The organism is Myroides sp. JBRI-B21084, from assembly GCF_030545015.1.
Classification (GTDB): Bacteria; Bacteroidota; Bacteroidia; order Flavobacteriales; family Flavobacteriaceae; genus Flavobacterium.
This window is the reverse complement of sequence record NZ_CP120653.1, coordinates 128,012-154,820: the sequence shown is the minus strand read 5'-3', so window position 1 is coordinate 154,820 and position 26,809 is coordinate 128,012. Positions and strand designations below refer to the sequence as shown.

Here is a 26,809-nt window from a genome sequence, read left to right as displayed (position 1 = left end):
TTTTTAAACGGTGCAAATATATCGTTTTTAATTGGATTTTGTAAGCAATAAACTAACAGTTTGGATTTTATAATAAAATAGATACATTTGATATAAATTACTTATTATGAAAAACTTTACATTTTTACTTTTATTGATTTTTCCTGTTTTGTGTTTTGCGCAAAAATCTAAAATTTCTTATTTAAATTTTGATGGAAAAGAAATAAGTTATTATGAATTTCAAAAATATCATAACAAAGGCGTTTTGGTTGGTCAAAATGACGATGGTACTGTTTATAGATTGATAAAAAACCGCGAAAAATCTGGAAAAATAAAAGATTATACAGAACTTGTAATTTATTTAAACAATAATTTAAAAACTCAATTAGACTTTAAAAAACCCTTATTTATTTACTATTATCCCGGGCCTGATGTTACAAATATATCTAGAAATCCCGATTTGAATGGTTTGCAAATTTTTAAAGATGAAACCAATGTTTTTGAAAATAAATTACAAAAAACTATAAATGGGCAAACATTATTTGTATTTAAAAAAGAATCAACAAATGTATATGAAGGAAACAAATTTATTGATTGGAAAAAAGACCCAAATCACGAAATTGAAAAGCGTTTTTTTAGTGAATTTCACCATCAATTCGCAAGCTTTGTAATTATTTTTCCAAACGGAGATTACAATGCGTATTTTGGAGAGTTTTCATATAACCAAGTTTTTGATTATGTAAAAAATTGGAAGAAAATGAATAAATAAAAAGTGAACTCATTTTTGAGTTCACTTTTTTTATAATGTATTTTTAGTTTTAGAATGTTGTAACAACCAATTATAAAGTTCTTGATGGCGGTAAAAATCTTCTACACTACCGTGACTGCCCCCTTTAATTACCTGAAATTCTATTGGTGCATTTTTATTGCACTTTTTAACGGCATTTACAATTTTTTGCGATTCTGATAACGGCACAATAAAATCTTTATCGCCGTGAATTACCTTTATAGGCACTTGCGCTAAATTACATGCGTCGTTAACATCGCCGCCACCGCAAATAGATACTGCTGCAGCTACTTTATTAGGATATGCCCCAACGTATTTCATGGTACCGTACGATCCTAAACTCATACCGGTAACATAAATTCTTTCTTCATCAATATTATACGTTTTAACCATATAATTAACAATTTCGTCAACTCGTTCTGGGTTCCATGGCCCCGAAGGTAATTGTGGCGCCACTAAATAAGCAGGTATATCTAGCCCTTTTTCTACCCCTTTTAAAGCACCGTATCGTTTTACTTTTTCTATGTTGGTTCCAGATAAACTGCGCCCGTGTAAAAAAACAATTAGAGGCATTTTATCGGTTACTTTTTTAGGTTCGTTTAACCAAAATTGATACGTAGTTTTGTTTAATATGGCTTTGGGTTGGCAATAAGCAAATGTGCTTATTAAAATAAAAACTAATTTTAATACAATTTTCATAATTCTAAATTTATACAAATATAATATTTATTGCAAATTATGTAATAAACACATCTAAAATTAAACATTTATTGCATTATATATAATTTAACACCACGTATACACTTATTTATATTTCATTTGGAAACTCATCCTTTTTAAAGTATATTGTAATTTTTATAACTATATGAAAAACATTTACTTATTTGCTTTAATTTGCTTTGTTCAGCTAACAACTGCTCAAAATTTTGATAACGAAATTACTTTTATACAAAACAACAAAACACAAGTTGTTTTTAAAGAAAACGAAACAATAACATTGCAAAAGCAACCTTTTAAAATACGTTTTACAAGTAAAATTTTCCGGAAATTTAATGATGAAAATCAAGGTTTAAAGGCTACAATTATTCAAGAAAAAATGCCTTTATATAATATTGAAGAAGGCATGCCCATTAGCTTGATTCCTTTTTTTGAAAATTCAAACAGAATAGCTGTTGAAGAAGATGGTTTTTATTTTTCGGCTGTAGTAGATAACTATATGCATCATTTGCTATTTTACGAAAATGAGATGAGTAGAAACACCGAAATGGTTACAAACAAAACAGATTGGGGTACTTTTGAATGGCAAATAAATAGAATCTACTTAAATGGTAAAGATTTACCAATGCAACAATTAAAAACCAACCGTTTAACTTTTATTTTTTTAACCGATTTTAACGCTAATAAAATTATTGATGCTAACGAATTGCGAATTGTAAACGTACAATTTAATTAAAAAAAGTTACGGTGCCAAGCGTTCAATACGCCAATCGCCCGTTGGTAACAATGTATAAATAATTCTATCGTGTAAACGGTTTGGGCGACCTTGCCAAAATTCTATTGAAACAGGGCGTACTAAAACACCACCCCAATTTTCTGGTCTATTAACTTCAGAATGTTCATATTGATTTTCCAGTTCTTTTAGTTTGTTATCTAAGAATTCTCGGTTTGGAATTACTTGACTTTGAGGCGATACAACGGTACCTAACTGACTGCCTTTGGGGCGTGAATGAAAATATCCTTCTGAATAAGCTTCAGATTGTTTTTCGGCTAATCCTTTAATAATGACCTGCCTTTCAATGGAAGGCCAGAAAAACGACAAGCAAATGTGCGGATTTTGCAATAAAGCCTTTCCTTTTTCAGAATCGTAATTAGTTACAAAAGTAAAGCCGTTTTCATCGTACTTTTTAAGTAAAACAATGCGCGTTTTAGGAAAACCATCTAACCCTATTGTTGAAACACTCATGGCATTTACTTCATCTACTCCACCAAATTGCTCGGTTTCGTAGAACCATTTTTGAAATTGCATCATTGGATTTTCATCAATCATCGATTCTAACAATTCGCTTTTATCGTATGATTTTCTGTAATTACTTAAATCGTTCATTGCTTTAAAATTTAAAAACCAAACCGTCGTCTGCTAATAAAACTGGGGTAAAAACTGCTTCAGCTTCTTGTTTAAATAGTTGAATATCTGCATAACGGGTAGAATAATGCCCTAAAATTAAATGTTTTACATTTGCTTGTTTGGCAATACTTGCCGCTTGCTTAGCAGTTGAATGCCCTGTAGGAATACATTTTTCAATATCTTTTTCTAAAAAAGTACTTTCATGATACAACACATCGGTATTTTCAATTAACGGAATTAGTTCTTCGTTATAAATGGTATCCGAACAAAATGCGTAAGATTGTGTTGGTAACGGGTCAAACGTTACCCATTCATTTTTAATTACATCACCGTTTTTTTGCGTTAAGTTAAAACCTTGTTTTAATTTGTTAAAATAACATACTTCGATAGGATATTTTTTAGCTTCTTCAAAATTTATTCGGCGTAAACCTGGTTTTTCTTTAAACAAAAAGCCATTGGCGTAAACACGGTGTTTTAAAGGTAAAGTATATACCGCTATTTTATCGTCTTCAAAAATGAGTTCAGATTGTGTTGCTTCTAATTCATGAAAATGCAAATTGTATTTGGTGTACGATTTACTTAATTTTATTTGAAGTAATATAATGTCTTTAATGCCTTTTGGTCCATAAACATGTAAATCATTTGGGCGATTTAAAAGCGAAAAGGTTGATATTAAACCTATTAATCCAAAAAAATGATCGCCATGTAAATGCGATATAAAAATGTGGTTAATGCGTGAGAATTTAATTTTATGCTTGCGTAACTGCACTTGCGTACCTTCGCCACAATCAATTAAATACATTTGGTTGTTAATTTCTAAAACCTGTGCTGTTGGGTTTGTTATGGTACGTGGTGTTGCAGAATAGCAACCTAAAATACTAACTTTCATGCTTTTTTTATAAAAGAGGTGGATTAAAAACCTAAATCTCTTTCAATTTCTTCCATTTCAATAATATCAAAACCTTCTTGTACGGTAGGCACTACAATTATTTCTTCGCCAATTTCATCAAAATCAACATTAGCAACAATTACAAACGATTTTTTTTGCTTTTTTTGCATCACTGCAATTGCTTCAAAAGGTATAATTTGTGAAGGTCGCAAATCTATTTCTTCTAAATCAATTAATACATTTTTGTTTTTAAAAACATGATCGTTTTCTATTATTTTATCTGCAAAAACTGTAAAATCTTCAGCGCTTTTTTTAAAAATAACTACATTATTTTTTTCCTTTACTTTCATTTTTTTCTTTTAAAAATACAATTATTTTATTTTAGATGCAAGTAAATAGATTACAGCCATGCGAATTGCAACTCCATTTTCAACCTGATCTAATATAACCGATTGTTGTGAATCGGCTACATCTGATGTTATTTCAACTCCACGATTTATAGGCCCTGGGTGCATAATTACAATTTCTTTGTTTAAAGATTCTAATAAATTTTTATCTACACCGTATTGTTGCGCGTATTCACGTGTTGATGGGAAATAATTTACATCTAAACGCTCATTTTGTACCCTTAACATATTGGCAACATCGCACCATTCTAAAGCCTTGCGCAAATTAGGTTCGTATGTGACACCTAAACTAGTTATATAACGTGGAATAAGTGTTTTAGGACCACAAACCATTACTTCGGCACCTTGCATTTGTAGTGCAAAAATGTTAGAAAGTGCCACGCGTGAATGTAGAATATCGCCCACAATCACCACTTTTTTACCTCCTACTTCACCTAAACGTTCACGAATAGAAAAACTATCTAAAAGCGCTTGTGTAGGGTGTTCATGTGCACCGTCGCCTGCGTTTACAATACTTGCATTAACATTGCGCGATAAAAAATGAGCCGCACCTGGTGTGCTGTGACGCATTACAACCATATCAACCTTCATTGATAAAATATTGTTTACGGTATCAATTAACGTTTCACCTTTTTTAACGGATGATTGTGCTGCAGAAAAGCTAATAACATCTGCAGATAAGCGTTTTTGCGCTAATTCAAACGACAATTTAGTACGCGTACTGTTTTCAAAGAAAATATTTGCAATGGTTATATCGCGTAACGAAGGTACTTTTTTAATAGGACGATTGATTACTTCTTTAAACTGATCTGCAGCTTCAAATATTAAATCAATATCATTTTTGTTTATGTATTTAATACCTAATAAATGGTTAACGCTTAATTCTTTCATTTTGAATTTGCTGTTGGATGTTGTTTATTATTTAAGATGGATTTGAAAGTAAAAATACTTCGTTTGCTGATGCACCTTCGGCTATCCATTGTACTTTAACTTTTTCGTTGTTAAAAGCATCAACTTGTCTGCCGCGGTAATCTGGTTGTATGGGCAAATGCCTGCTAAAACGGCGATCTATCAATACCAATAATTCAATTTCTTTAGGACGACCAAACGATTGTATAGCAGTTAGTGCTGCACGTATGCTGCGCCCAGTATATAGAACATCATCTATAAAAACAACGTTTTTATCTTCAACTAAAAAATCAATTTGGGTTTTGTTGGCTTCTAATGGTTTATCGTTTCTACGAAAATCATCTCTAAAAAAAGTAATATCTAAATAACCCAAAGCTACGTTTTCAATTCCGTAATGGTTTGTTAGTATTTCTGTTAAATTTTGGGCTAAAAATTTACCACGTGGTTGCATACCTATTAGTACAGTGTTTGAAAAATCGTTGTGTTTTTCAATTAATTGGCATGCTAAACGGTGTAAGATGATATTAACTTCTTGTGAATTTAACAATATTTTTGAACTCATAGCGATGTGTAGTTTGGCTGTAAAATTACAATTTTATAATTAATTTTTTTAGCAGTTTAAGTGGTATTTTTATGTATAAAAAAAATCTAACTTAAAAAAGTTAGATTTTTTTTATTATTTATCGTCGTCGTCAAAATCTTCATCGTCGTCGTAATCTTCATCATCGTCATAATCATCGTCGTCGTCGTAATCTTCATCGTCGTCGTCGTCTTGCTCTTCATCATCATTAGCTTTATTTGCTTTTTTCTTTGACGATTTTTTAGGTTTAGTTTCCTCTTCTTCTTCTTCTAAATCAATGTCTTTAACGTTGATAGAGTCAACTGCAGGTAATTCTTCTTCTTCCTCGTCAAAATTTTCAATACGATCTTGTAGTTTAGTACTTACTTTTACTAAATAAATAGTATCTTCTGTACGTACCTCAACCGCTTCAATTAACTCGCCTTTTGCATTGGTAAATTGGATAACATCGGCATCATCGTATCCGTCTGGAAATTTCTCGACTAATAAGGTTAAAATTTCGTTTGTTAATTTTGCGTAATCAACAATTATTCGTTTCATTATTGTACTAGTTAGGTGCTTCAAAAATACTATAGCATTAAGGTATTATGCAAATGTTTTGAAACTTTTTTTTATTTTTTTTATTGTCCTAATATATAAGCAAATACAAGTGGTGCCACTATGGTAGCATCAGATTCTATCATAAATTTAGGTGTATCGATATCTAATTTACCCCATGTAATTTTCTCGTTAGGCACAGCACCTGAGTATGAACCGTATGATGTTGTTGAATCGGAAATTTGACAGAAGTACGACCAAAATGGTACATCTTCCCACTCTAAATCTTGATACATCATTGGTACAACACAAATTGGAAAATCACCTGAAATACCACCTGCAATTTGGAAGAAACCTACCCCTTTACCGCCAGAGTTTGCACGGTACCATTCTGTTAAATAAATCATGTATTCAATACCCGATTTTACGGTAGATGCTTGTAAATTTCCTTTAATTACGTTTGCAGCAAATATGTTTCCTGTTGTTGAATCTTCCCAACCTGGACATACAATTGGCAAGTTTTTTTGTGCTGCAGCTACAATCCATGAATCTTTTGGATCAATTTCATAATATTGTTCTAAAACGCCCGAATTTACTACTTGATATAAAAATTCGTGCGGAAAGTAACGCTCGCCTTTAGCTTCGGCTGCGTTCCAAACATCTTCTAAATGTTGTTGTAAACGGCGAAAAGCTTCTTCTTCTGGTATGCAAGTATCTGTAACACGGTTAAAGTGTGCGTCTAATAATTCACGTTCTTCTACTGGGGTTAAATCTCTCCAGTTTGGTATTCTTTTGTAGTGTGAATGTGCTACTAAATTCATTACATCTTCTTCTAAATTAGCACCCGTACACGATATAAAATGCACTTTATCTTGACGAATCATTTCGGCTAACGACACACCCAACTCTGCAGTTGACATGGCACCACCTAATGAAATTAACATTTTACCATTTTCTAACAAATGTTGCTCGTATCCTTTAGCAGCATCTACTAAAGCAGCAGCATTGAAATGACGGTAATTATGTTCGATAAATTGAGAAATTGGACCCTTCATGTTTTTATTATTTACTTTATTATTTACTTTATTATTTTGTTTGTTTGTTGTTTGAATATCCTAATATTTTTAAAACATCATCGGCTGTTTGCTGTTCAGAAAATACTTCGGTTGCTAAAATTCCGTTTTCGTCACGATCTATTAAAATGTGCTTTGGTTGCGGAATTAAACAGTGATGAATACCACCTTGCCCACCAATGGTTTCTTGGTATGCACCAGTGTTAAAAAAGCCTAAATACAATGGTTTTTCTTTATTGAATTTAGGTAAATATATAGCGTTCCAGTTTTGTTCTGAATTGTAATAATCGTCTGAATCGCAAGTTAAACCTCCTAAAAGTACACGCTCATACGAATCGTTCCAACGGTTAACTGCTAACATAATAAAACGTTTGTTAATTGCCCATGTATCTGGCAATGTGGTAATGAAAGATGAGTCGATCATATTCCATTTTTCACGATCGTTTTGTTGTTTTTGATACAATACTTTGTAAATAGCACCACCCGATTCACCTACTGTAAACGACCCAAATTCGGTAAAAATATTTGGTACATCAACATCGGCTTCTTCGCACGCCATTTTTATTTGATTAATAATTTCGTCTACCATATAGGCGTAATCGTAATCAAAGTTTAACGAGTTTTTTATAGGAAAACCACCACCTATATTTAAACTATTAAGCGTAGGACATTCTTTTTTAAGGTTGGTGTACACCTTTAAACATTTGCTTAATTCATTCCAATAATATGCGGTATCACGTATGCCAGTATTAATAAAAAAGTGCAACATTTTAAGTTCTACTTTATTGTTTTCGGCAACCGTTTTGCGATAAAAAGGTAAAATATTTTTGTAACCGATACCTAAACGCGATGTATAAAACTCAAACTTTGGTTCTTCTTCTGATGCGATACGAATACCAATTTGAAATTTACCTTTAATTTGTTCTTGTAACAAATCTAATTCTTCGTAATTATCAATAATTGGAATGGTATTTTTATGACCATTGTTAATTAAACGTGCAATATTTTCAATGTATTGGTCGCGTTTAAAACCATTGCAAATAATATTGGTTTTTTTTGTTATTTTACCGTTTTCTAGTAAATTTTCAACAATGTTAATATCAAAAGCCGACGACGTTTCCACGTGAATATCGTTTTTAAAAGCTTCGTTCATCACATATTCAAAATGCGAACTTTTAGTACAATAGCAATAGTAATAATTACCTTCGTACTTATGTTTTTCCATTGCTTGTCTAAACCAACCTTTTGCTTTGTTAATGTTGTTAGAAATTTGTGGTAAATAAGTAAATTTTAAAGGTGTTCCGTATTGTTCTACCAATTTCATTAAATCGATATTATGGAACATTAAATTATCTTTATTTAATGTAAATTCTTCTTGTGGAAAGTAAAAAGTTTGGTTTATTAGGTCGAAATATTTTGTATTCATAAAAAGCTTACTTAAAAATTAATAATGAGTTTTTTTCTGTATTTATGAATACCTTTTCAAACTCTTAAATTAGCAAAAGCAATAGATAATTTTTCAGTGTACGTTTGGTTTTTGGTAACCGTTTTAAAAGGCTTGTAAACCAAAGTAAAAAAATGCAATTGCTTTGCTACCCATCTCAAATTTTTTATGAATGGCTTAAAAATATTTTTACTATAAATGTTACAATTTTTGTTCACTTACAAAATGTTATAACGTTAAAATTAGTTTGTTACATAATTGTTGAAAGCTTCGTAAATCAATGCTTTATCAACAGTTTGGTTTATAATTCCGCTACCAATTCCGTTTAAAAGTGTAAACTGTATATTGTTGTTTTCGTTCTTTTTGTCGTGTATCAGTAAATTGCAGCAAATTTCAATATCATTTTCGGTAAAAACAATATTTTCGTACATCAAATTTAAAGTTTCTTTTATTTCAGTGTACATTTTTTTTGTTAACAAGTTGTTTTTGTAAGAAATATACGCTTCTAAAATCATACCCACAGCAACTGCTTCGCCATGTAATAAAGGGGTTAAGCCTTTACCCGCATGACTATACGTTTCAATAACATGCCCTAAAGTATGTCCAAAATTTAACAGTTTACGCACGTTTTTTTCTAGTGGATCTTGCAAAACAATTTCGTTTTTTATTGATACGGAATGATAAATTAACAACATTAAATCTTCAGTTGTTAATTCACTTAAATTTTTAAGTTGATTCCAGTACGATGCATCGGCAATTAAACCGTGTTTATACATTTCTGCCAAGCCTGATCGCATTTGGTTTGCGGGTAAGGTTTCTAAAAAAGCGGTATCAATCAAAACCATTTGTGGGGCCGTAAAACTACCTACCATATTTTTTAATCCCCCTAAATTTACACCGGTTTTTGTACCAACCGATGCATCAACCATAGCCAATAAACTGGTTGGTATGTTTACAAAATCAATTCCGCGTTTATAAGTTGCGGCAACAAATCCGCCCAAATCACAAACCATACCACCGCCTACGTTAATTAATAACGCTTTACGGTCAATATTTAATTCGGTTAGGCTTTCCCAAACAGCGGTACAAGTTTCCAAATTTTTGTTTTCTTCACCGCTTTCAATCTCTAAAATTTCAAACAAAACGTCAACAGCCAACCATTGCATCACGTAATTTAAACAGTGAACTGCGGTATTTTCATCAACCAATAAAACAATTTTACTGTATTTTTTTTCGCTAACAAACTGTGAAAGTGAAGCATAGCCATCGGTTCCAAAAAAAACAGTATAATTAGATGCTTGTATTTGCATGCCTAAAAAAATTTGCTGTAAAAATAATTCAATTTTTAGAACTATTGTATCTTTGCGCTACAACTTTAAACCAAAATGGAGAAGATATTTGATAATACCGAAGTTGCTTTTGCATTAAAAAACAACACCGAATTAAATAAAGCCTATTATTTATTTAAATTAATTAGCAGCAATACGTTGGTTAAATTGGGCACATCGTTAACTAATTTTGCTATAAATGCAAACTTGCCTGTGAAAGGTTTAATAAAATCTACGGTTTTTGATCATTTTTGTGGAGGTGTTACCGAAGAAGACTGCTTAAAAGTGGTTGATAAAATGTATACAAAAGGCGTTTCGTCGGTTTTAGATTATTCAGTGGAAGGAAAAGAAACCGAAACACAATTTGACCATGCTTTGCAAATGACTTTAAAAACAATTGAATTTGCTAAAGAAAAAAATGCCATACCTTTTGCCGTATTTAAACCAACAGGCGTTGGTAGATTTGAATTATTTGAAAAGAAAGGCGCTAACATACCGTTTACCGATGATGAACAAACTGAATGGAACCGTATTGTTGAGCGTTTTAACAGCATTTGTAAAACGGCTTACGAAAAAGATGTTTTGCTTTTAATTGATGCCGAAGAAAGTTGGATGCAAGATGCTGCCGATGATTTGGTTTTAGATATGATGCGTGCATATAATAAAGAAAAATGTATTGTTTTTAACACCGCACAAACGTATCGTTGGGATCGTTTTGATTTTGTAAAAAACACCCATTCAATTGCATTATGTGAAGGTTTTCATGTGGGTTTTAAAGTAGTGCGTGGAGCTTATATGGAAAAAGAACGTGCGCGTGCCGAAGAAAAAGGCTACCCTTCACCTATTTGCGCTACCAAAGCACAAACCGACGCTACCTTTAATAAAACCATGACCTATATTGCCGAAAATTTAGATAATAAAATGGCTTTATTTGCAGGTACTCATAACGAAGAAAGCAGTTATTTATTAATTGATTTAATGCACAAAAACAATATTGCACAAACCGATAAACGTATATGGTTTGGACAATTGTATGGCATGAGCGACAACATTAGTTACAACCTTGCCAACCATAAATACAATGTTGCTAAATATTTACCTTTTGGCCCGGTGTACGATGTAGTACCTTATTTAATTCGCCGTGCCAACGAAAACACTTCGGTTGCAGGACAAACAAACCGCGAATTAGATTTGTTAGATAAAGAATTAAAACGAAGAAGATCTAAATAAAAACAAAGCACTCCTTAAAAAGAGTGCTTTATTTTTTATAAACCACAAATTATTTTCTTTGTAATTTACTATGAAAACGTGAGTAGCTAAAGTAAATTAACAAGCCAATCAGCAACCAAATGGTAAAGTATAGCCAGTTCCAAATGGTTAATTCGGCCATCATGTACAAACAACAAATTAAGCCCAACATAGGTATTAACGAAAGGTTCTTTTTAAAACTCCAAATACACAAAAATACCATTGCAAACAAAAACAACCACATAGGTATTTTGTGTTTAAAAAGGCTAAAACCGGTTTCAAACTTTAATTTTTTATTTATGGGTGCTTTTTCAATCAAAGTCACATATTGTTCAGGTGCATGTTCTTTAACTGTAGTAAGCATTGCTTCTAAATCATTATTAAAATCAGCTGGATTAATATGATGGGAAGTTTCAACATAATCAACCATTTTTAAAGCCTCTTTTTTAGAAAGTTGAGTAACAAAATGGGTTGGTTCATAAACTTGTGGTGTATTGTAAACAAATGTTTCTACTCCTTTTTTATTCCACATAAAAGCAGCAGTTAAACCAACCAAAAAACCAACAATTAAAATGTATTTTCCATTAATATAAGGTATTCTAAATTTACCACGCGGCACTGCTTTATCTTGCAAAACCAAAACACCTGCACAAACCAATGCAAAGGCAAACAGAGTGCCAATACTACATAAATCGGTAACCATAGTTAAATTCATAAACAAAGCAGGTATTGCTACAACAAAACCGGTAACTATAGTTGCAAACGATGGTGTTTTATATTTAGGATGAATTTTAGCAAATTTTGGTGGTAGTAATCCATCGCGGCTCATACTCATCCAAATTCTAGGTTGTCCCATTTGAAAAACCAAAAGCACACTTGCCATTGCCACTACTGCACTAACTGCTACAATACCAGCAAACCATTTTAGGTTTACTTTATCAAAAACATAGGCTAGCGGATCACCTACTTGCAGCTCTTTATAATTTACCATACCCGTTAATACCAAAGCAATAGCAATATACAAAATGGTACAAATAACAATAGACCAAATCATACTTCGGGGCAAATCGTGCTGAGGGTTTTTACATTCTTCAGCAGTAGTTGAAATAGCATCAAAACCAATATATGCAAAAAAAACAGCCGATACACCTTTTAAAACGCCCGATAAACCGTTGGGTGCAAATGGGTTAAAATTAGCAACATCAACATAAAAAACACCCACAATTAATACCAGTGCAATTACAGCTAATTTTACATAAACCATTATGTTACTTGCGTTGCGCGATTCTTTCATACCGCGATACACTAACCAGGTAATTAAAATAATAATTGCCAAAGCAGGTAAATCGGCAACAAAATGAAAACCAATTAATTGGGGCGCATTTGTCCATGCATTGTAAGCTAATTGTAAATCGGTGGGTAAATTTTCAAATGCCTTACCACCACTCATTAAAGCTGTTGCATTGTTAAAACCTTCATGAGCCGAAAGATAATCCATTTGTATCCATTGGGGTAAATGAATACCCATATTGCTGAGTAAACCCGTAAAATAATCGCTCCACGAAATTGCCAAGGTAATGTTTCCCACAGCATATTCCATAATTAACGACCACCCAATTATCCAAGCAATCACTTCGCCAAATGCCACATAACTATAGGTGTACGCACTGCCCGAAACCGGTACCATTGATGCAAATTCGGCATAAGCCATAGCCGCAAAACCACATGCTAAAGCCGTAAACATAAATAAAAATATAACCGCTGGGCCACCATCGTAACTAGCTTGCCCTATGGTACTAAAAACGCCAGCACCTACAATGGCTGCAATACCAAAAAAAATTAAATCTTTTTGACTTAAAAATTTCCCCAACTGGTTATTTTCACCTTCGTTATGCTTTAATTCAGCAAGAATATCGTTAATATTTTTTTTTCGGAATATGTTCATAATATGTAAAAAGTATGACCGTTGTTATTTTTTAATTGCGTAAATCTACTTAATTTTACAGAAAGATGTTTACAAAATGTAAAATCGTTTAAATAAACAAAATCTATCAACTAATAAATATTAACAATAAATTATTTATGATAGAACTTAAAATTGCTTGTACTTTTGTATCAGAAAAAATAAATAATTAACAAATTACAAACTTAAAAATAGAATTATTATGGCATTAGTTGGAAAACAATTCCCAAACATTACGGTAGATGCAATTTCTGAAATGGGTGACGATTTACGTATTAACGTATTAGAAGAAGCTACAAAAAACAACAAAAAAGTATTATTATTTTGGTATCCTAAAGATTTTACTTTTGTTTGTCCTACAGAATTACACGCTTTTCAAGCAGCTTTACCAGAGTTTGAAAAAAGAAATACTATGGTAATTGGTGCATCATGCGATACTAACGAAGTACATTTTGCTTGGTTAAACACTGCAAAAGACAACGGTGGTATTGAAGGTGTAACTTATCCTTTATTAGCTGATACTACTCGTAATTTATCTAGCGTTTTAGGAATTTTAGATGTTACTGCAGAAGTTTATAACGAAGAATTAGATTCGGTACAAATTGAAGGATCAAACGTAACATTCCGTGCAACTTATTTAATTGATGAAACAGGAAAAATTTTCCACGAATCGGTAAACGATATGCCATTAGGTCGTAATGTAAACGAATACATCCGTTTAATTGATGCGTACACACACGTACAAACACATGGTGAAGTTTGCCCGGCTAACTGGGAAGAAGGAAAAGAAGCAATGAATGCAAACCGCAATTCTACTGCAGAATACTTAGCAAAACACTAATCAACCTTAATAGTTCAAAGTTTAAAACATAGTTTTTAAACTTTGAACTTAACCAAAAACTAAAAAAATGATGTTATTAGAATTAGAACAAGATAATTTACAAGATATTATTGCACAAAATCCTAAAGTAGCAGTGCAATTTTCGGCATCGTGGTGCGGGAACTGCCGTATTATGAAACCCAAATTTAAAAAAATGGCTACCGAAAAAGAAAACGTAACGTTTGTAATTGTTGACGCTGAAAAGTTTCCTGAATCAAGAAAATTAGCCAACGTATCAAACTTACCTACCTTTGCCATTTACAACAATGGTACTTTAGTTGACGAAACACAAACCAACAAAGCCGATGTTTTAGCAGAATTAGTAAACAAATTAGCCTAATTATGAAACTACCTGTTATTAAACACCTTACTCAATTTATTGAAGATAACGACCAAGATTATATTAACGAAACTATTGAAGTGTTAGAAGCATTAACCGAAATACCATCGTTAAAAGACGAAGAGCTAGATGTAATTGGCGAACTAATATCAAATATGTACGGTGCACTTGAAGTAAACAAACTAATTAAAGAAGGCACCCCTAAAAAAGAAGCTTTAAATACCTTTATGCAACGCGTATTAGGGTCTATTGATAAATAACACTTAAAAATACACAAAAAACCACGAGCAAAACTCGTGGTTTTTTTATTTCTGCAAAGCCAAATATTTTCTGTAATTTTGCCAAAATTGTTTGTAAATGAAACCAAAAAAAACATCGTTTCTATTGGGTCGAATAAAAAGTATAACCTACGCATTAAAAGGCTTTTACCTTTTAATTACAACCGAACATAGCATAATAACGCAGTTAATAATTGGGGTGCTTATGTGCGGAGCAGGTTTTTATTTTAAAATAACCAAGATAGAATGGTTGTTTCAAATTTTTGCAATAGGTTTAGTTTTAACCGCCGAAAGTTTAAATACTGCTATTGAAGCAATTTGCGATTACATACAACCCAATTTCGATAAAAAAATAGGTTTTATTAAAGACATCGCAGCAGGTGCAGTTACCTTTGCCGCATTAACAGCCGTAATCATAGGTGCTATTATTTACATACCAAAAATAGTTTAAAATGACCACAAAGAAAAAAACAGATACAAAAAACACCAAGCAAGCCCAACCTAAAGAAACAGCTACAAACGGGGCACGCATCCGTTTTATATTTGGCACTTTATTTTTAATGTTTACCTTAATTTTATTGTGCAGTTTTTTATCGTATTTCACAACCGGTTCATACGATCAAAGCATGGTAAACCAATTAAATAACCGCGATTTAGAGCCACAAAATTGGGTTGGTAAATTGGGCGCATGGCTGGCACATACCTTTATTTTTGAAGGTTTTGGTGTAGCATCGTTTCTATTTGTAAAAATATTTGGCGAAATTGCCCTTTGGTTTGGCATTCGTTTTAACGCAACAAGCTTACGCCGTATGCTTTTTTGGGATTTATTTACCATTATTGTACTTTCTATAGCACTTGGTTATTTTGGAGCTTCGTACCCTTTTTTAGGCGGAATTGTAGGTTTTGAAATGAACGATTATTTACAAGATTATATTGGACAAATTGGCGCCCTTTTAGTGGTGGTTTTTATGTTGATTTTTTTCTTGATTTTTAGAATAAAAATGACCCCTAAATCATTTACAAGCGTAGTAACCAATACACACGCTAAAATAAAAGACAATCTAGAAAAGGCTGAAGATATCATAAAAACCGAACCAGTAAAACCTGTACCAACACCACAACCACAAACTGTAAATAACGAACCAAAAGTTACACAACCACCTGTAGCTGTTGCAAAACCTATTGCAACACCTGAACCTATTACCGAAATAGATTTTAGTGTTGATAAAGAAGAAAACAACGATTTTTCAACAAATTTTTCTGTAAACGATAACAGCAAAAAAGAACCTCATCACGAAGAATTCATCATTGAAACTACTCAAGAAGAAACTATTTCAGACGAAGATTTATCTACCAAAATTGTAGAAAACTTTGGTTTATTTGATCCTACCTTAGAATTATCAAAATACCAATTCCCTACTACCGAATTGTTGTTTGAACATGCTAGTGGTGGCATTACCATAAATCAAGCCGAGTTAGAAGAAAACAAAAATCGAATTGTTGAAACCCTTAACAATTACAAAATAGGCATTGCGCAAATTAAGGCAACTGTTGGGCCAACCGTAACTTTGTACGAAATAGTACCCGATGCCGGCATACGCATTTCAAAAATTAAAAGTTTAGAAGACGACATTGCTTTGTCTTTATCTGCTTTAGGAATCCGTATCATAGCACCTATTCCGGGTAAAGGAACTATTGGTATAGAAGTACCAAATACAAAACCCACAACGGTATCAATGAAATCGTTGATTTTGTCACCAAAATTTCAAAACGCCGAAATGGAATTACCAGTTGCCATTGGTAAAACCATATCAAACGAAACATTTGTATTTGATTTAGCTAAAATGCCCCATTTATTGATGGCAGGTGCTACAGGTCAAGGTAAATCGGTTGGTTTAAATGCCGTATTGACATCGTTATTATACAAAAAACATCCTGCCGAAGTAAAATTTGTTTTAGTAGATCCTAAAAAAGTAGAGTTAACTTTATTTAACAAAATAGAGCGTCATTTTTTAGCAAAATTACCCGATACCGAAGACGCCATAATTACAGATAACACTAAAGTAATCAATACATTAAACTCGTTATGTATTGAAATGGACAACCGTTATTCTTTATTGAAAGATGCCATGGTTAGAAACATTAAAGAATACAACGAAAAATTTAAACAACGCAAACTAAACCCTGAATTAGGACATCGATTTTTACCGTATATTGTTTTGGTTGTTGATGAATTTGCCGATTTAATTATGACTGCAGGTAAAGAAGTAGAAACCCCTATTGCCCGTTTGGCACAATTAGCACGTGCAATTGGTATTCACTTAATTATTGCCACACAACGTCCATCGGTAAACGTAATTACTGGTATTATCAAAGCCAATTTCCCTGCAAGAATTGCCTTTAGGGTAAGTTCAAAAATAGATTCACGAACTATATTAGATGGCCCTGGTGCCGATCAATTAATTGGTCGTGGTGATTTGTTATTCACTCAAGGTAACGATATGGTGCGCGTACAATGTGGTTTTGTAGATACGCCTGAGGTTGAAAAAATCACCGAATTTATTGGCGGACAAAAAGGATATGGCGATGCTTATTTGTTACCAGAATACGTTGGCGAAGAAAGTGGCACAAGTCTTGATATTGATATTGCAGACCGCGATGTAATGTTCCGCGAAGCTGCAGAAATTATAGTAACTGCGCAACAAGGATCGGCATCGTTATTACAACGCAAACTAAAATTAGGCTACAACCGTGCCGGCCGATTAATTGACCAGTTAGAAGCAGCTGGTATTGTAGGCCCGTTTGAAGGCAGCAAAGCGCGCTCTGTAAACATACCTGATTTAGTTTCTTTAGACGAATTTTTAACCAACGAAAAAGAAAGAATGTAATGAAAAAAATAGCAACCTTACTTACCATTTTATTTATAGGAATTACCAGCCATGCACAAAATGCAGCAGCAGCAAAAAAATTGTTAGACGAAGTTTCGGCAAAAACTAAAACCTATAAAAACATGGTTATGCAATTTAGTTTTAACAACGGTAAACAAGAAACAACCGGAAAAGCCACTATACAAGGCGATAAATACTTGGTTGATTTTATGGGGATTACACAAATGTATGATGGAGCTAAAATGTACATTATTAACCCAAACGAAGAAGAAATCACCATTGCCAGTGCGCAACACACCCAAATGCAAACAGCAAGCATTGCCAGTATATTATCGTTTTACAAAAAAGGATACACCTACGTTTGGGATAAAAAACAAACCATAGGTGGTAAAAGCATACAATACATAAAATTAATTCCAACAAATAAAAACGGAGTAAAAGAAATTTTTTTAGGTATTGATACTAAGAACAAAACTATTTACAACCGTACCGATGTAAATAAAAATGGAAGTAAAACTATAATTACGTTAAAATCTTTCAAAACAAATCAAGCATTGTCAAAAAACCTTTTTACCTTTGCTAAATCAAAATATCCAAATTATTACATCAACAATTTAGATTAAAGTAACACGTGAAAATACTTGATCGTTACATATTAATAAGTTTTGTAAAAACATTTTTATCGGTATTTGCAATCTTATTCTTTATTTTTGTTTTACAAGGAATTTGGGTCTTTATTGGCGATATAGCCGGTAAAGACCTTGATTTTATTACCATATTTAAGTTTTTATTTTTTTACTCGCCTAAAATGATACCAATGGTATTACCCTTATCGGTATTACTAGCATCAATCATGACGTTTGGCGATTTTTCTGAAAACTATGAATTTGCTGCCATGAAATCGTCTGGTATTTCATTGCAAAGAGCCATGCGTTCTTTAATTGTTTTCATTTTGTTACTTTCAGGCATATCGTTTTGGTTTATAAACAACGTTGCTCCCAAATCAGAATTTAAGTTTGTTAATATGCGTCGTGATATTATTCACACCAAACCTGCTATGGCAATAACTGCAGGGCAATTTAACAGCTTAGGTGCCATTAACATTAAGGTTGATGAAAAATCAGGCGAAAACGACGAAAAGCTGCGCAATGTTACCATGCACGTAATAAATCAGCAAAACAGTTTAAATAAAACAGTAATAAAAGCTAAAACAGGTAAAATTGAAACCAACGAAAACAGTCCTATTTTAAAATTGCATTTATTTGATGGAAATTATTACGAAGATGTAACATCAAAACGATCAAATGTAAAAAAACCATTCATAAAATCAGACTTCAAACACTATATAATGAGTATTGATGTTTCTGAATTCGATAAATCCGAAGAAGAATTACAAGAAATATCAAACACAGCCAATATGATGAATATAAAGCAATTAAACTACACTTTAGATTCATTAAACACAAATTTAAAAAACGAATATAGCGCACATGCCGAAGCTGATAAAGAAAATGCGCGTTTGTTTTTATCAAACACTGTAAAAGAATATGAAATAAAGTACTATCCCGTTTCATTAGATTCGCTTTTACAATTAAAAAAACGTTCGCAAAAAATAAAACTATATTCAAATGCCATTGCTGTAATTGAAAATATAAAGTTTAACATATCAAACAATCAAACCATTATAACCGAAAAAGAAAAGCATATAAACCGCCACTGGATTGCTTTGTACGAAAAATTTGTTATCGCTTTTTCTTGTTTATTAATGTTTTTTATAGGCGCTCCATTAGGTGCAATTATTAGAAAAGGTGGTTTAGGTTTACCTATGGTATTTGCTGTATTAATATTTATAACCTATCATTTTATAAATACTTTTGGCAAAAAACTAGCGCAAGAAAATGGTATTACAGCATTTTTAGGCGCGTGGTTATCAACCTTGGTATTATTGCCATTGGCTATTATATTTACGTACAAAGCCACAAAAGATCGCGGTATAAACAGTATTGATAATTTACTGTATCCTATTACCAGCTATTTAAAATCAAAATTTAAAAAGAAACAAAACAACACAAACAATGCTTGATATTAAACTAAATACCATTGAAGAAGCTATAGAAGACATTCGTCAAGGTAAAATAATTATAGTGGTTGATGATGAAGACCGCGAAAACGAAGGCGATTTTATAGCTGCTGCCGAAAAAGTAACTCCCGAAATGATTAACTTCATGGCAACACACGGCCGTGGATTAATATGTGCCCCTTTAACCCAAAAACGTTGCAAAGAGTTAGATTTACAACCCATGGTAGTAAACAACACCGTGTTACACCAAACTGCTTTTACGGTATCGGTAGATTTAATTGGGCATGGATGCACAACAGGTATATCGGCACATGATCGCTCTAAAACCATTGAATTTTTAGTAAAAGAAGATACAAAACCTGAAGATTTAGGTCGCCCAGGACATATATTTCCACTAATTGCAAAAGAAGGAGGCGTTTTAAGACGTACCGGTCATACCGAAGCTGCTGTTGATTTAGCCCGTTTAGCTGGTTTTAAACCTGCTGGTATTTTGGTTGAAATTTTAAATGAAGACGGATCTATGGCCCGTTTACCACAGTTAATGGAAGTTGCTAAAAAATTTGATATGAAGTTAATTTCTATTGAAGATTTAGTGGCTTACCGTATGAAACACGACAGTTTGATTCAGAAAAAAGAAGATTTTGACATACAAACAAAATTTGGCACTTACCGCCTACGCGCTTATTTACAAATAACCAACAAACAAGTACACATTGCTTTAACTAAAGGAATTTGGAACACAGGCGATACTGTTTTAACACGTATAAACTCATCACAAGTAAACAACGATATTTTAGGACACTTAACCAACAATCAAGACGAAAAACTTGAGTTAATGTTTCAGGCAATAGAAAAAGAAGGTAAAGGTGCCATTTTATTTATCAATCAAGAATACAACACCCTTGATTTATTAAAACGCTTAAACGAGTTAAAAGAGTTACAAACTGAAACAAGCGGAGTTGTAAAAGCACCTAAAATACAATTAGATAGTAAAGATTTTGGAATTGGCGCTCAAATTTTACACGATTTAAATATTACCAAATTAAAATTAATGAGTAACTCACAGCACAGCAAACGTGTAGGAATGGTGGGCTACGGCTTAGAAATAAAAGAATATATTAATTTTTAATTTTTTTAATTTTTTATTTGCTAGTTAAAAAAATCAATTTATATTTGCACCACAATTAACGAAGGAAACAACGTTAAGGAGAAATGGCAGAGTGGTCGAATGCGGCAGTCTTGAAAACTGTTGACTGTAACAGGTCCGGGGGTTCGAATCCCTCTTTCTCCGCTGAAAAAATCCTAAACGGCAGCAAAACCCTGTAAATCTTATGATTTACAGGGTTTTTTCTTTTGCAATCATGTCAAATTATTCATTCAATCTTATTTAAATCGAGATAAAATCGAGACCCTAAAAAAATCCAAAATTAGGGTCTCGCTAAACTCTCAAAAGTATTGAAAATAGGCGGTTTAATGACGTGTTTAATAGCTTGTTCACTCATCAAACATCTTGTTTGTTTTCAATCAGGAAATTAAATTGAGTAATAATTAATTGGTCACCACAATGAAAACAAAAATCACACTTCACTTTTATGCCAAAAGCACAAAAGCCAATGCAAACGGACTACTTCCTATTTATGTAAGATTAACAGTTGATGGAAAACGATTAGAGTTTAGTACCAAAAAGTTCGTAGAAAAGACAAAATGGTCTAATGAATTATCCAAAATGAAAGGTACTTCAGAAGAAGCACGTTCAATCAATAGTTACCTTGATTTGATGAAAGCGAAAGTTTTAGAAGCACAAATGGAACTACTCCACCGAAACGAAGCACTAACAATCGAAAACTTCAAAAGCAAAATATTAGGAACTGAAGAAAGACAAAGAATGCTAGTTCCTATCTTCCAAGACCACAACAACAAAATAAAAGAATTGGTTGGAAAAGAATACGCTCCAGGAACATTAGAACGCTACACTACTTCGCTCAAGCATACTATTGAATTCATGCAATGGAAATATAATATTTCTGATATTGATATTACAAAGATTGATCATGCCTTTATAACTGATTATGAATTCTGGTTAAGAAGTGTTAGAAACTGTGCCAACAATACAGCAGTCAAATACATCAAGAATTTCAATAAAATAATCAAGATATGTTTGGCTAATGATTGGCTTGATAAAAATCCGTTTGCGAACTATAAATCAAAAGTCAAAGAAGTGGAACGTCTGTACCTCAACGAGGATGAAATTCAAGCTATGATTGAAAAAGACTTTAAAACCGAACGATTGTCTTTAGTACGCGATATCTTCCTTTTCAGCTGCTTTACTGGCTTAGCCTATATTGATGTAAAAAACTTAACAAAATCCCATATAAGCTATGGTATTGATGGAGAGAAATGGATATTTACTCGTAGACAAAAAACAGAATCAGCTTCCAAAATCCCAATCCTTCCAGTTACTCAAATGATAATCGATAAATACGAAAATCATCCGCAATGTATCAATGAAGACAAACTACTCCCTATCCTATCCAACCAAAAGATGAATGCGTATTTAAAAGAAATAGCTGGAGTTTGTGAAATCGAAAAAGAATTAACCTTTCACATTGCTCGACATACTTTTGCAACAACAGTTACACTTACAAATGGTGTTCCTATTGAAAGCGTAAGCAAAATGTTAGGGCATAAAAATTTAAGAACAACCCAGCATTATGCAAAAGTATTAGATAGAAAAGTTAGTGAGGACATGAAGATTTTGAAGGATAAATTTACATTATCTAAAAATCAGAGTGATTACAAAACGGCAAGTATCTAATGCTTTTTAATAATATAAACACTAATTTTGTTTAACAAAAATAAATTGGGTTTTGAAAAAGATTTTAATAATAGATGACGAGGAAAAGCTTAGAACTTTACTAGCGAGAATTATTAGTTTAGAAGGATTTGAAGTTATTCAAGCAAATGATTGTAAATCTGCATTTAGCAAACTAGAAAAATCAGAAATTGATATCGTTATTTGTGATGTAAAACTACCTGATGGTAATGGAGTTGAGCTTTCGAAAAATATCAAAGAGAAATATCCTCTTTTAGAAATAATTTTACTTACAGCTTACGGCAATATCCCTGATGGAGTGCAAGCTATTAAAAATGGAGCTTTTGATTATATCACTAAGGGAGACGATAATAACAAGATTTTACCCTTAATTTATAAGGCTATTGAAAAAGTAGAGTTAGCAAAAAGAGTACATCAATTAGAAAAACAGGTTGGAGAAAAATATTCTTTTGATAATATTTTAGGAAAATCAAAACAAATAGTCAATGCTATTGAACTTGCAAAACGAGTAGCCAAAACAGATACTACTGTTTTAATTTTAGGAGAAACAGGTACAGGAAAGGAAGTTTTTGCTCAAGCAATCCATCAAGCTAGTAACAGAAATAATAAAAAATTTGTTGCAATAAACTGTTCTGCATTTACTAAAGAAATATTAGAAAGCGAACTTTTTGGGCATAAAGCAGGTGCATTTACAGGAGCAGTAAAAGAAACTAAAGGTCTTTTTGAAGAAGCACATAATGGCACCATTTTTCTTGATGAGTTGGGAGAAATGGCTTTAGAATTACAAGCAAAATTATTAAGAGTTTTAGAAACTGGCGAATTTTTAAAGGTTGGAGATACTACGCCTGTCAAAGTTAATGTTCGTATTATTGCAGCAACAAATAAAAACCTAGAAGAAGAAATATTGAATCATAACTTTCGAAGTGATTTATTTTATAGATTGTCTGTTTTTACAATAAATTTACCTTCCTTAAAAGAACGTAAAAAAGATATACAAATATTAGCTTCGAGTTTTGCATCATTTTTTGCTCAAAAAATGAACAAACAAAACATACAACTATCTGAAGATTATATAAATGCTTTAGAAAACAATGTTTGGAAAGGTAATATTAGAGAATTAAAAAATATTATTGAAAGAAGTGTTATTCTTTCTGACAATAATATTCTAGATACTTCCACCCTTCCTTTAGATATAATATCTTCGAATAACACATTTACAAAATCACTTTCTGCATTTTCTATGGCTAGTGTAGAAAAACTACATATTCAAAAAGTAATGAACCATACTAATGGTAATAAAGCAGAAGCAGCTAGATTATTAGAAATTGGTATTGCAACCCTTTATAGAAAATTAGAAGAATATAAAATTACTTAATTTTTAAAGTACACTTTTAAATGCCTATCATTTTGATAACGAGCCTATCATTTTGATAGGCTTTTTTTTTAAACAAAACTATTGTAAAAAATTGTTATATTCTGAAAATCAGCAACATAAATATGTATTTTGTTTTATGGCACAACATTGGTCTTTTGGAAATCAAAATAAATTAATAAAATACCATTTTACATGTCAAAAAAAATAGATATTTCAGAACAAGAGATTGAAAAAATTACACTAGAAACACTTCAATCCATTCAAGACGGAGAAAACTCAAAAGTTAAAATACTCTATAAAAAAGTAGAGAAACTTTTCAAAAAAGGAAATGATTATTCTCAATCATTAATCGCTAATAAATTCATTTATCCTTTAACATCATTATTAGAAATGAATTACAGTTGGGGATCAACATATTTAACAATGTTACCTATTTGCTTAAAAAAAGAATACCACTCACAAATTTACGCATCAGGAATTTAATTATACAAACACTTAAGCTCAATACAATGGTCACAGTTATTTTAATCGCAACAGGAATAGCCTGTTTCTTACTTTTTTTAAAGTCTATCGATTTATTTGAAAAAATTTAAAATGAAAACAAAAATTCTAAATTCAATTCAACAATGGGTCCCAGAATCACAAAAATGGTTACAGGAGATACAAAAGTATGATAACAATATTGCAGATTGTATCATACTAAATAAAACAGCAAATCTATGTGTAACGAAAATTAATTCTGGCATAACTGAAGAAATAGAAAACGCTCGTGAAATCATCAAAATAATCAACCTTTTATATCAAGGAGGCAATCAATACACACGTAATATTATAGAAAATGAGTTTTTGACAGTTTTATCAGAAGAAGAAGCTCTAATTATCTTGAAAAAATACATTCATCTATTCCCTTCGGAATTAAAAAAAGGATATATAAAAACAATTTTAGAAAATTAAACCATGACAGCATTATTCATTGTAGCAATTGGAGCTTTTGTCTATATAGGCTATGTACTCTTTAAACCAGAAAAATTTTAACTAATAGTTAGTGATGAAAAACGATATAAAAAGTGTAGCAAAAATTGGTGTAATCTTCCTTTTCATTTTGGGTTTCATCAAACTATTAGGTTACTTATTTATACTAATATTTAATTAAAAAATATGAATACAGAAATTTTAGGAATTATACTTATGTATATAATTGTGGTATTATTAGCTATACCATTGGGAAGATATATAGGCAAGGTTTTTAATTATGAAAACACTTGGCTTGATAAAATTTTTAATCCACTAGACAACTTGTTCTTTAAATTAAGTGGTATTAATCCAGAAAAAGAAATGAACTGGAAACAGCATTTAGTAGCTTTGTTGACAGTGAATGCCGTTTGGTTTATCGTTTCAATGTTAGTATTAACTAATATGAGTTGGCTACCATTAAACCCAGACCAAAATCCATCAATGAGTCCTGACTTGGCTTTTAATACTGCAACAAGTTTTGTTTCAAACACCAACTTACAACATTATTCTGGTGAAACAGGCTTATCTTATTTAGGACAATTAATTTTAATGTTATGGCAATTTATAAGTGCTGCAACAGGTATCGCTATTTGCGCCGTTGTTTTCAATGCAATGAAAGAAAGAACAACAACAACTTTAGGTAACTTTTATAGCTATTTTGTTCGTACAAGTACTCGTATTTTATTTCCTATTGCATTTATAGGAGCGATATTATTAGTATTTAACGGAACCCCAATGACGTTTGAAGGAAAAGATACCATTACAACATTGGAAGGGGCTGAACAAAATATTAGTAGAGGTCCTGCCGCCGCTTTTATTTCTATAAAACAATTAGGTACTAATGGAGGTGGTTTTTATGGGCCCAATTCCACTAACCCAATGGAAAATCCAAATTATTTTACAAATATCTTAGAGACTGTTTTTATTTTTCTAATACCAATTGCTATGGTATTTGCTTTAGGATATGTTTTAAAACGAAAAAAACTAGCATGGGTAATTTACGGTGTAATGACCATTGGCTTTTTATCTTTAGTTATACCAACTGTTTTCTATGAAATGCAGGGAAATCCAGCTATTGAAACTATGGGTATCCAACAACCGCTAGGAAGCATGGAAGGGAAAGAAGTTCGCTTTGGTCCAGCAGCATCAGCCTACTGGGCGGTAAATACTACAGTAACTAGTAATGGCTCTGTTAATGCCATGCATGATAGCTTAACACCGCTTTCAGGAATGTTCACCATGCTAGGAATGATGATTAACAGTTTTTATGGAGGCGTAGGTGTTGGATTTTTGAACTTTTATATTTTCATAATATTGGCAGTTTTCATAAGTGGATTAATGGTAGGTAGAACACCTGAATTTCTTGGTAAAAAAATTGAAGCTAAAGAAATGAAAATTGCTATGATTATAGCTCTTTTACATCCATTAATGATATTAGGCGGAACTGCAATAGCAAGTCATTTATATGCTGGAAATCCCGAAGCTTATGCCGGTTGGCTAAATAATCCTGGATACCATGGCTTTAGTGAAATGCTTTATGAAATGTGCTCCTCAGCTGGAAACAATGGTAGTGGTTTTGAAGGACTAGGCGACAATACTCCTTTCTGGAATATTATGTGTGGTATAACAATGTTTATTTGTAGATACCTTCCTATTATAGGCCCAGTAGTCATTGCTGGTATGTTGGCTCAAAAAAAATATATTCCAGAGAGTGCAGGGACATTAAAAACAGATACGTTCACATTTGGATTAATAACATTTGCTATCATAACAATTGTAGCGGCTTTATCTTTCTTTCCAGCTCTAACTTTAGGTCCTATTGCTGAATATTTTTCAATGAAATAACTAAATA

28 protein-coding genes and 1 tRNA gene are annotated in these 26,809 nt (G+C 32.1%); 18 read left to right on the top strand and 11 right to left on the bottom strand.

Annotated features, from left to right (window positions below; translation table 11 throughout):
• Positions 1-106 precede the first annotated feature (106 nt).
• Positions 107-748 (top strand): hypothetical protein, encoded by a 642-nt coding sequence (locus tag P3875_RS00750; protein WP_303444357.1) that lies wholly within the window; start codon positions 107-109, stop codon positions 746-748.
• Between the two features lie 30 nt (positions 749-778).
• Here P3875_RS00750 and P3875_RS00745 read toward each other — a convergent pair whose 3' ends face one another.
• Complete coding sequence (locus tag P3875_RS00745) at positions 779-1,465, bottom strand: prolyl oligopeptidase family serine peptidase (RefSeq protein WP_303444356.1); 687 nt, start codon at positions 1,463-1,465, stop codon at positions 779-781.
• A gap of 166 nt (positions 1,466-1,631) precedes the next feature.
• Here P3875_RS00745 and P3875_RS00740 point away from each other — a divergent pair, with 166 nt between their 5' ends.
• Entirely contained in the window at positions 1,632-2,219 is a 588-nt protein-coding gene (locus P3875_RS00740; protein WP_303444355.1) for a hypothetical protein, read from the top strand.
• A 6-nt stretch (positions 2,220-2,225) separates the two neighbouring features.
• Here the strand turns inward: P3875_RS00740 and pdxH are convergent, their stop codons facing one another.
• The 9 genes from pdxH to aroB form a co-directional block, all read right to left on the bottom strand.
• Complete coding sequence (gene pdxH, locus P3875_RS00735) at positions 2,226-2,870, bottom strand: pyridoxamine 5'-phosphate oxidase (protein WP_303444354.1); 645 nt, start codon at positions 2,868-2,870, stop codon at positions 2,226-2,228.
• Between the two features lie 4 nt (positions 2,871-2,874).
• Positions 2,875-3,780 (bottom strand): ribonuclease Z, encoded by a 906-nt coding sequence (locus P3875_RS00730; protein ID WP_303444353.1) that lies wholly within the window; start codon positions 3,778-3,780, stop codon positions 2,875-2,877.
• Positions 3,781-3,803: 23 nt separating this feature from the next.
• Positions 3,804-4,130, bottom strand: coding sequence for a ribonuclease Z (locus P3875_RS00725; protein WP_303444352.1), 327 nt, complete (start codon positions 4,128-4,130; stop codon positions 3,804-3,806).
• A gap of 21 nt (positions 4,131-4,151) precedes the next feature.
• Positions 4,152-5,078 carry an aspartate carbamoyltransferase catalytic subunit gene (locus P3875_RS00720; protein WP_303444351.1) on the bottom strand — a complete coding sequence of 309 codons (927 nt, stop codon included), beginning with the start codon at positions 5,076-5,078 and terminating at the stop codon, positions 4,152-4,154.
• A gap of 31 nt (positions 5,079-5,109) precedes the next feature.
• Positions 5,110-5,658 carry a bifunctional pyr operon transcriptional regulator/uracil phosphoribosyltransferase PyrR gene (pyrR, locus tag P3875_RS00715; protein ID WP_303444350.1) on the bottom strand — a complete coding sequence of 183 codons (549 nt, stop codon included), beginning with the start codon at positions 5,656-5,658 and terminating at the stop codon, positions 5,110-5,112.
• 114 nt (positions 5,659-5,772) lie between these two features.
• Positions 5,773-6,216 (bottom strand): DNA primase, encoded by a 444-nt coding sequence (locus P3875_RS00710; RefSeq protein ID WP_303444349.1) that lies wholly within the window; start codon positions 6,214-6,216, stop codon positions 5,773-5,775.
• A gap of 80 nt (positions 6,217-6,296) precedes the next feature.
• Positions 6,297-7,268: a deoxyhypusine synthase family protein gene (locus P3875_RS00705; protein WP_303444348.1), complete on the bottom strand. Its 972-nt coding sequence runs from the start codon at positions 7,266-7,268 to the stop codon at positions 6,297-6,299.
• 31 nt (positions 7,269-7,299) lie between these two features.
• On the bottom strand, positions 7,300-8,712 hold the full coding sequence (locus tag P3875_RS00700) for an arginine decarboxylase (RefSeq protein WP_303444347.1): 1,413 nt from the start codon (positions 8,710-8,712) through the stop codon (positions 7,300-7,302).
• 260 nt (positions 8,713-8,972) lie between these two features.
• Positions 8,973-10,040, bottom strand: coding sequence for a 3-dehydroquinate synthase (aroB, locus tag P3875_RS00695; RefSeq protein ID WP_303444346.1), 1,068 nt, complete (start codon positions 10,038-10,040; stop codon positions 8,973-8,975).
• A 75-nt stretch (positions 10,041-10,115) separates the two neighbouring features.
• Here aroB and P3875_RS00690 point away from each other — a divergent pair, with 75 nt between their 5' ends.
• On the top strand, positions 10,116-11,288 hold the full coding sequence (locus P3875_RS00690; RefSeq protein ID WP_303444345.1) for a proline dehydrogenase family protein: 1,173 nt from the start codon (positions 10,116-10,118) through the stop codon (positions 11,286-11,288).
• 49 nt (positions 11,289-11,337) lie between these two features.
• Here the strand turns inward: P3875_RS00690 and P3875_RS00685 are convergent, their stop codons facing one another.
• Positions 11,338-13,251 carry an amino acid permease gene (locus P3875_RS00685; RefSeq protein ID WP_303444344.1) on the bottom strand — a complete coding sequence of 638 codons (1,914 nt, stop codon included), beginning with the start codon at positions 13,249-13,251 and terminating at the stop codon, positions 11,338-11,340.
• A gap of 220 nt (positions 13,252-13,471) precedes the next feature.
• On the opposite strand from P3875_RS00685, the gene P3875_RS00680 reads away from it, so the two are divergent.
• The 15 genes from P3875_RS00680 to kdpA all read left to right on the top strand — a co-directional run bounded on the left by P3875_RS00680 (position 13,472) and on the right by kdpA (position 26,802).
• Positions 13,472-14,110 carry a peroxiredoxin gene (locus P3875_RS00680; protein ID WP_303444343.1) on the top strand — a complete coding sequence of 213 codons (639 nt, stop codon included), beginning with the start codon at positions 13,472-13,474 and terminating at the stop codon, positions 14,108-14,110.
• A gap of 70 nt (positions 14,111-14,180) precedes the next feature.
• Positions 14,181-14,489: a thioredoxin family protein gene (locus tag P3875_RS00675; protein ID WP_303445403.1), complete on the top strand. Its 309-nt coding sequence runs from the start codon at positions 14,181-14,183 to the stop codon at positions 14,487-14,489.
• Between the two features lie 2 nt (positions 14,490-14,491).
• Complete coding sequence (locus P3875_RS00670) at positions 14,492-14,749, top strand: DUF6952 family protein (RefSeq protein ID WP_303444342.1); 258 nt, start codon at positions 14,492-14,494, stop codon at positions 14,747-14,749.
• Between the two features lie 97 nt (positions 14,750-14,846).
• Positions 14,847-15,218: a diacylglycerol kinase family protein gene (locus P3875_RS00665; RefSeq protein ID WP_303444341.1), complete on the top strand. Its 372-nt coding sequence runs from the start codon at positions 14,847-14,849 to the stop codon at positions 15,216-15,218.
• A 1-nt stretch (position 15,219) separates the two neighbouring features.
• On the top strand, positions 15,220-17,655 hold the full coding sequence (locus P3875_RS00660; protein WP_303444340.1) for a DNA translocase FtsK: 2,436 nt from the start codon (positions 15,220-15,222) through the stop codon (positions 17,653-17,655).
• Positions 17,655-18,278 carry a LolA family protein gene (locus P3875_RS00655; RefSeq protein WP_303444339.1) on the top strand — a complete coding sequence of 208 codons (624 nt, stop codon included), beginning with the start codon at positions 17,655-17,657 and terminating at the stop codon, positions 18,276-18,278. Before P3875_RS00660 ends, P3875_RS00655 begins: the two co-directional genes overlap by 1 nt.
• Before the next feature lie 8 nt (positions 18,279-18,286).
• A complete protein-coding gene (locus P3875_RS00650) occupies positions 18,287-19,738 on the top strand; it encodes an LptF/LptG family permease (RefSeq protein ID WP_303444338.1) in 1,452 nt (483 codons plus the stop codon).
• Positions 19,731-20,864: a 3,4-dihydroxy-2-butanone-4-phosphate synthase gene (gene ribB / locus P3875_RS00645; protein WP_303444337.1), complete on the top strand. Its 1,134-nt coding sequence runs from the start codon at positions 19,731-19,733 to the stop codon at positions 20,862-20,864. Before P3875_RS00650 ends, ribB begins: the two co-directional genes overlap by 8 nt.
• A gap of 77 nt (positions 20,865-20,941) precedes the next feature.
• A tRNA-Ser gene (locus P3875_RS00640) sits at positions 20,942-21,026 on the top strand.
• 273 nt (positions 21,027-21,299) lie between these two features.
• Complete coding sequence (locus P3875_RS00635; RefSeq protein ID WP_303444336.1) at positions 21,300-22,550, top strand: site-specific integrase; 1,251 nt, start codon at positions 21,300-21,302, stop codon at positions 22,548-22,550.
• Between the two features lie 52 nt (positions 22,551-22,602).
• Positions 22,603-23,943 (top strand): sigma-54-dependent transcriptional regulator, encoded by a 1,341-nt coding sequence (locus P3875_RS00630; RefSeq protein ID WP_303444335.1) that lies wholly within the window; start codon positions 22,603-22,605, stop codon positions 23,941-23,943.
• A gap of 192 nt (positions 23,944-24,135) precedes the next feature.
• Positions 24,136-24,426 carry a DUF7674 family protein gene (locus P3875_RS00625; RefSeq protein ID WP_303444334.1) on the top strand — a complete coding sequence of 97 codons (291 nt, stop codon included), beginning with the start codon at positions 24,136-24,138 and terminating at the stop codon, positions 24,424-24,426.
• A 111-nt stretch (positions 24,427-24,537) separates the two neighbouring features.
• Positions 24,538-24,897, top strand: a complete 360-nt coding sequence (locus tag P3875_RS00620; RefSeq protein ID WP_303444333.1) for a DUF7674 family protein — start codon at positions 24,538-24,540, stop codon at positions 24,895-24,897.
• A 3-nt stretch (positions 24,898-24,900) separates the two neighbouring features.
• A complete protein-coding gene (locus P3875_RS12135) occupies positions 24,901-24,978 on the top strand; it encodes a potassium-transporting ATPase subunit F (protein WP_442930323.1) in 78 nt (25 codons plus the stop codon).
• Positions 24,979-25,101: 123 nt separating this feature from the next.
• On the top strand, positions 25,102-26,802 hold the full coding sequence (gene kdpA / locus P3875_RS00615; protein WP_303444332.1) for a potassium-transporting ATPase subunit KdpA: 1,701 nt from the start codon (positions 25,102-25,104) through the stop codon (positions 26,800-26,802).
• Positions 26,803-26,809 lie beyond the last annotated feature (7 nt).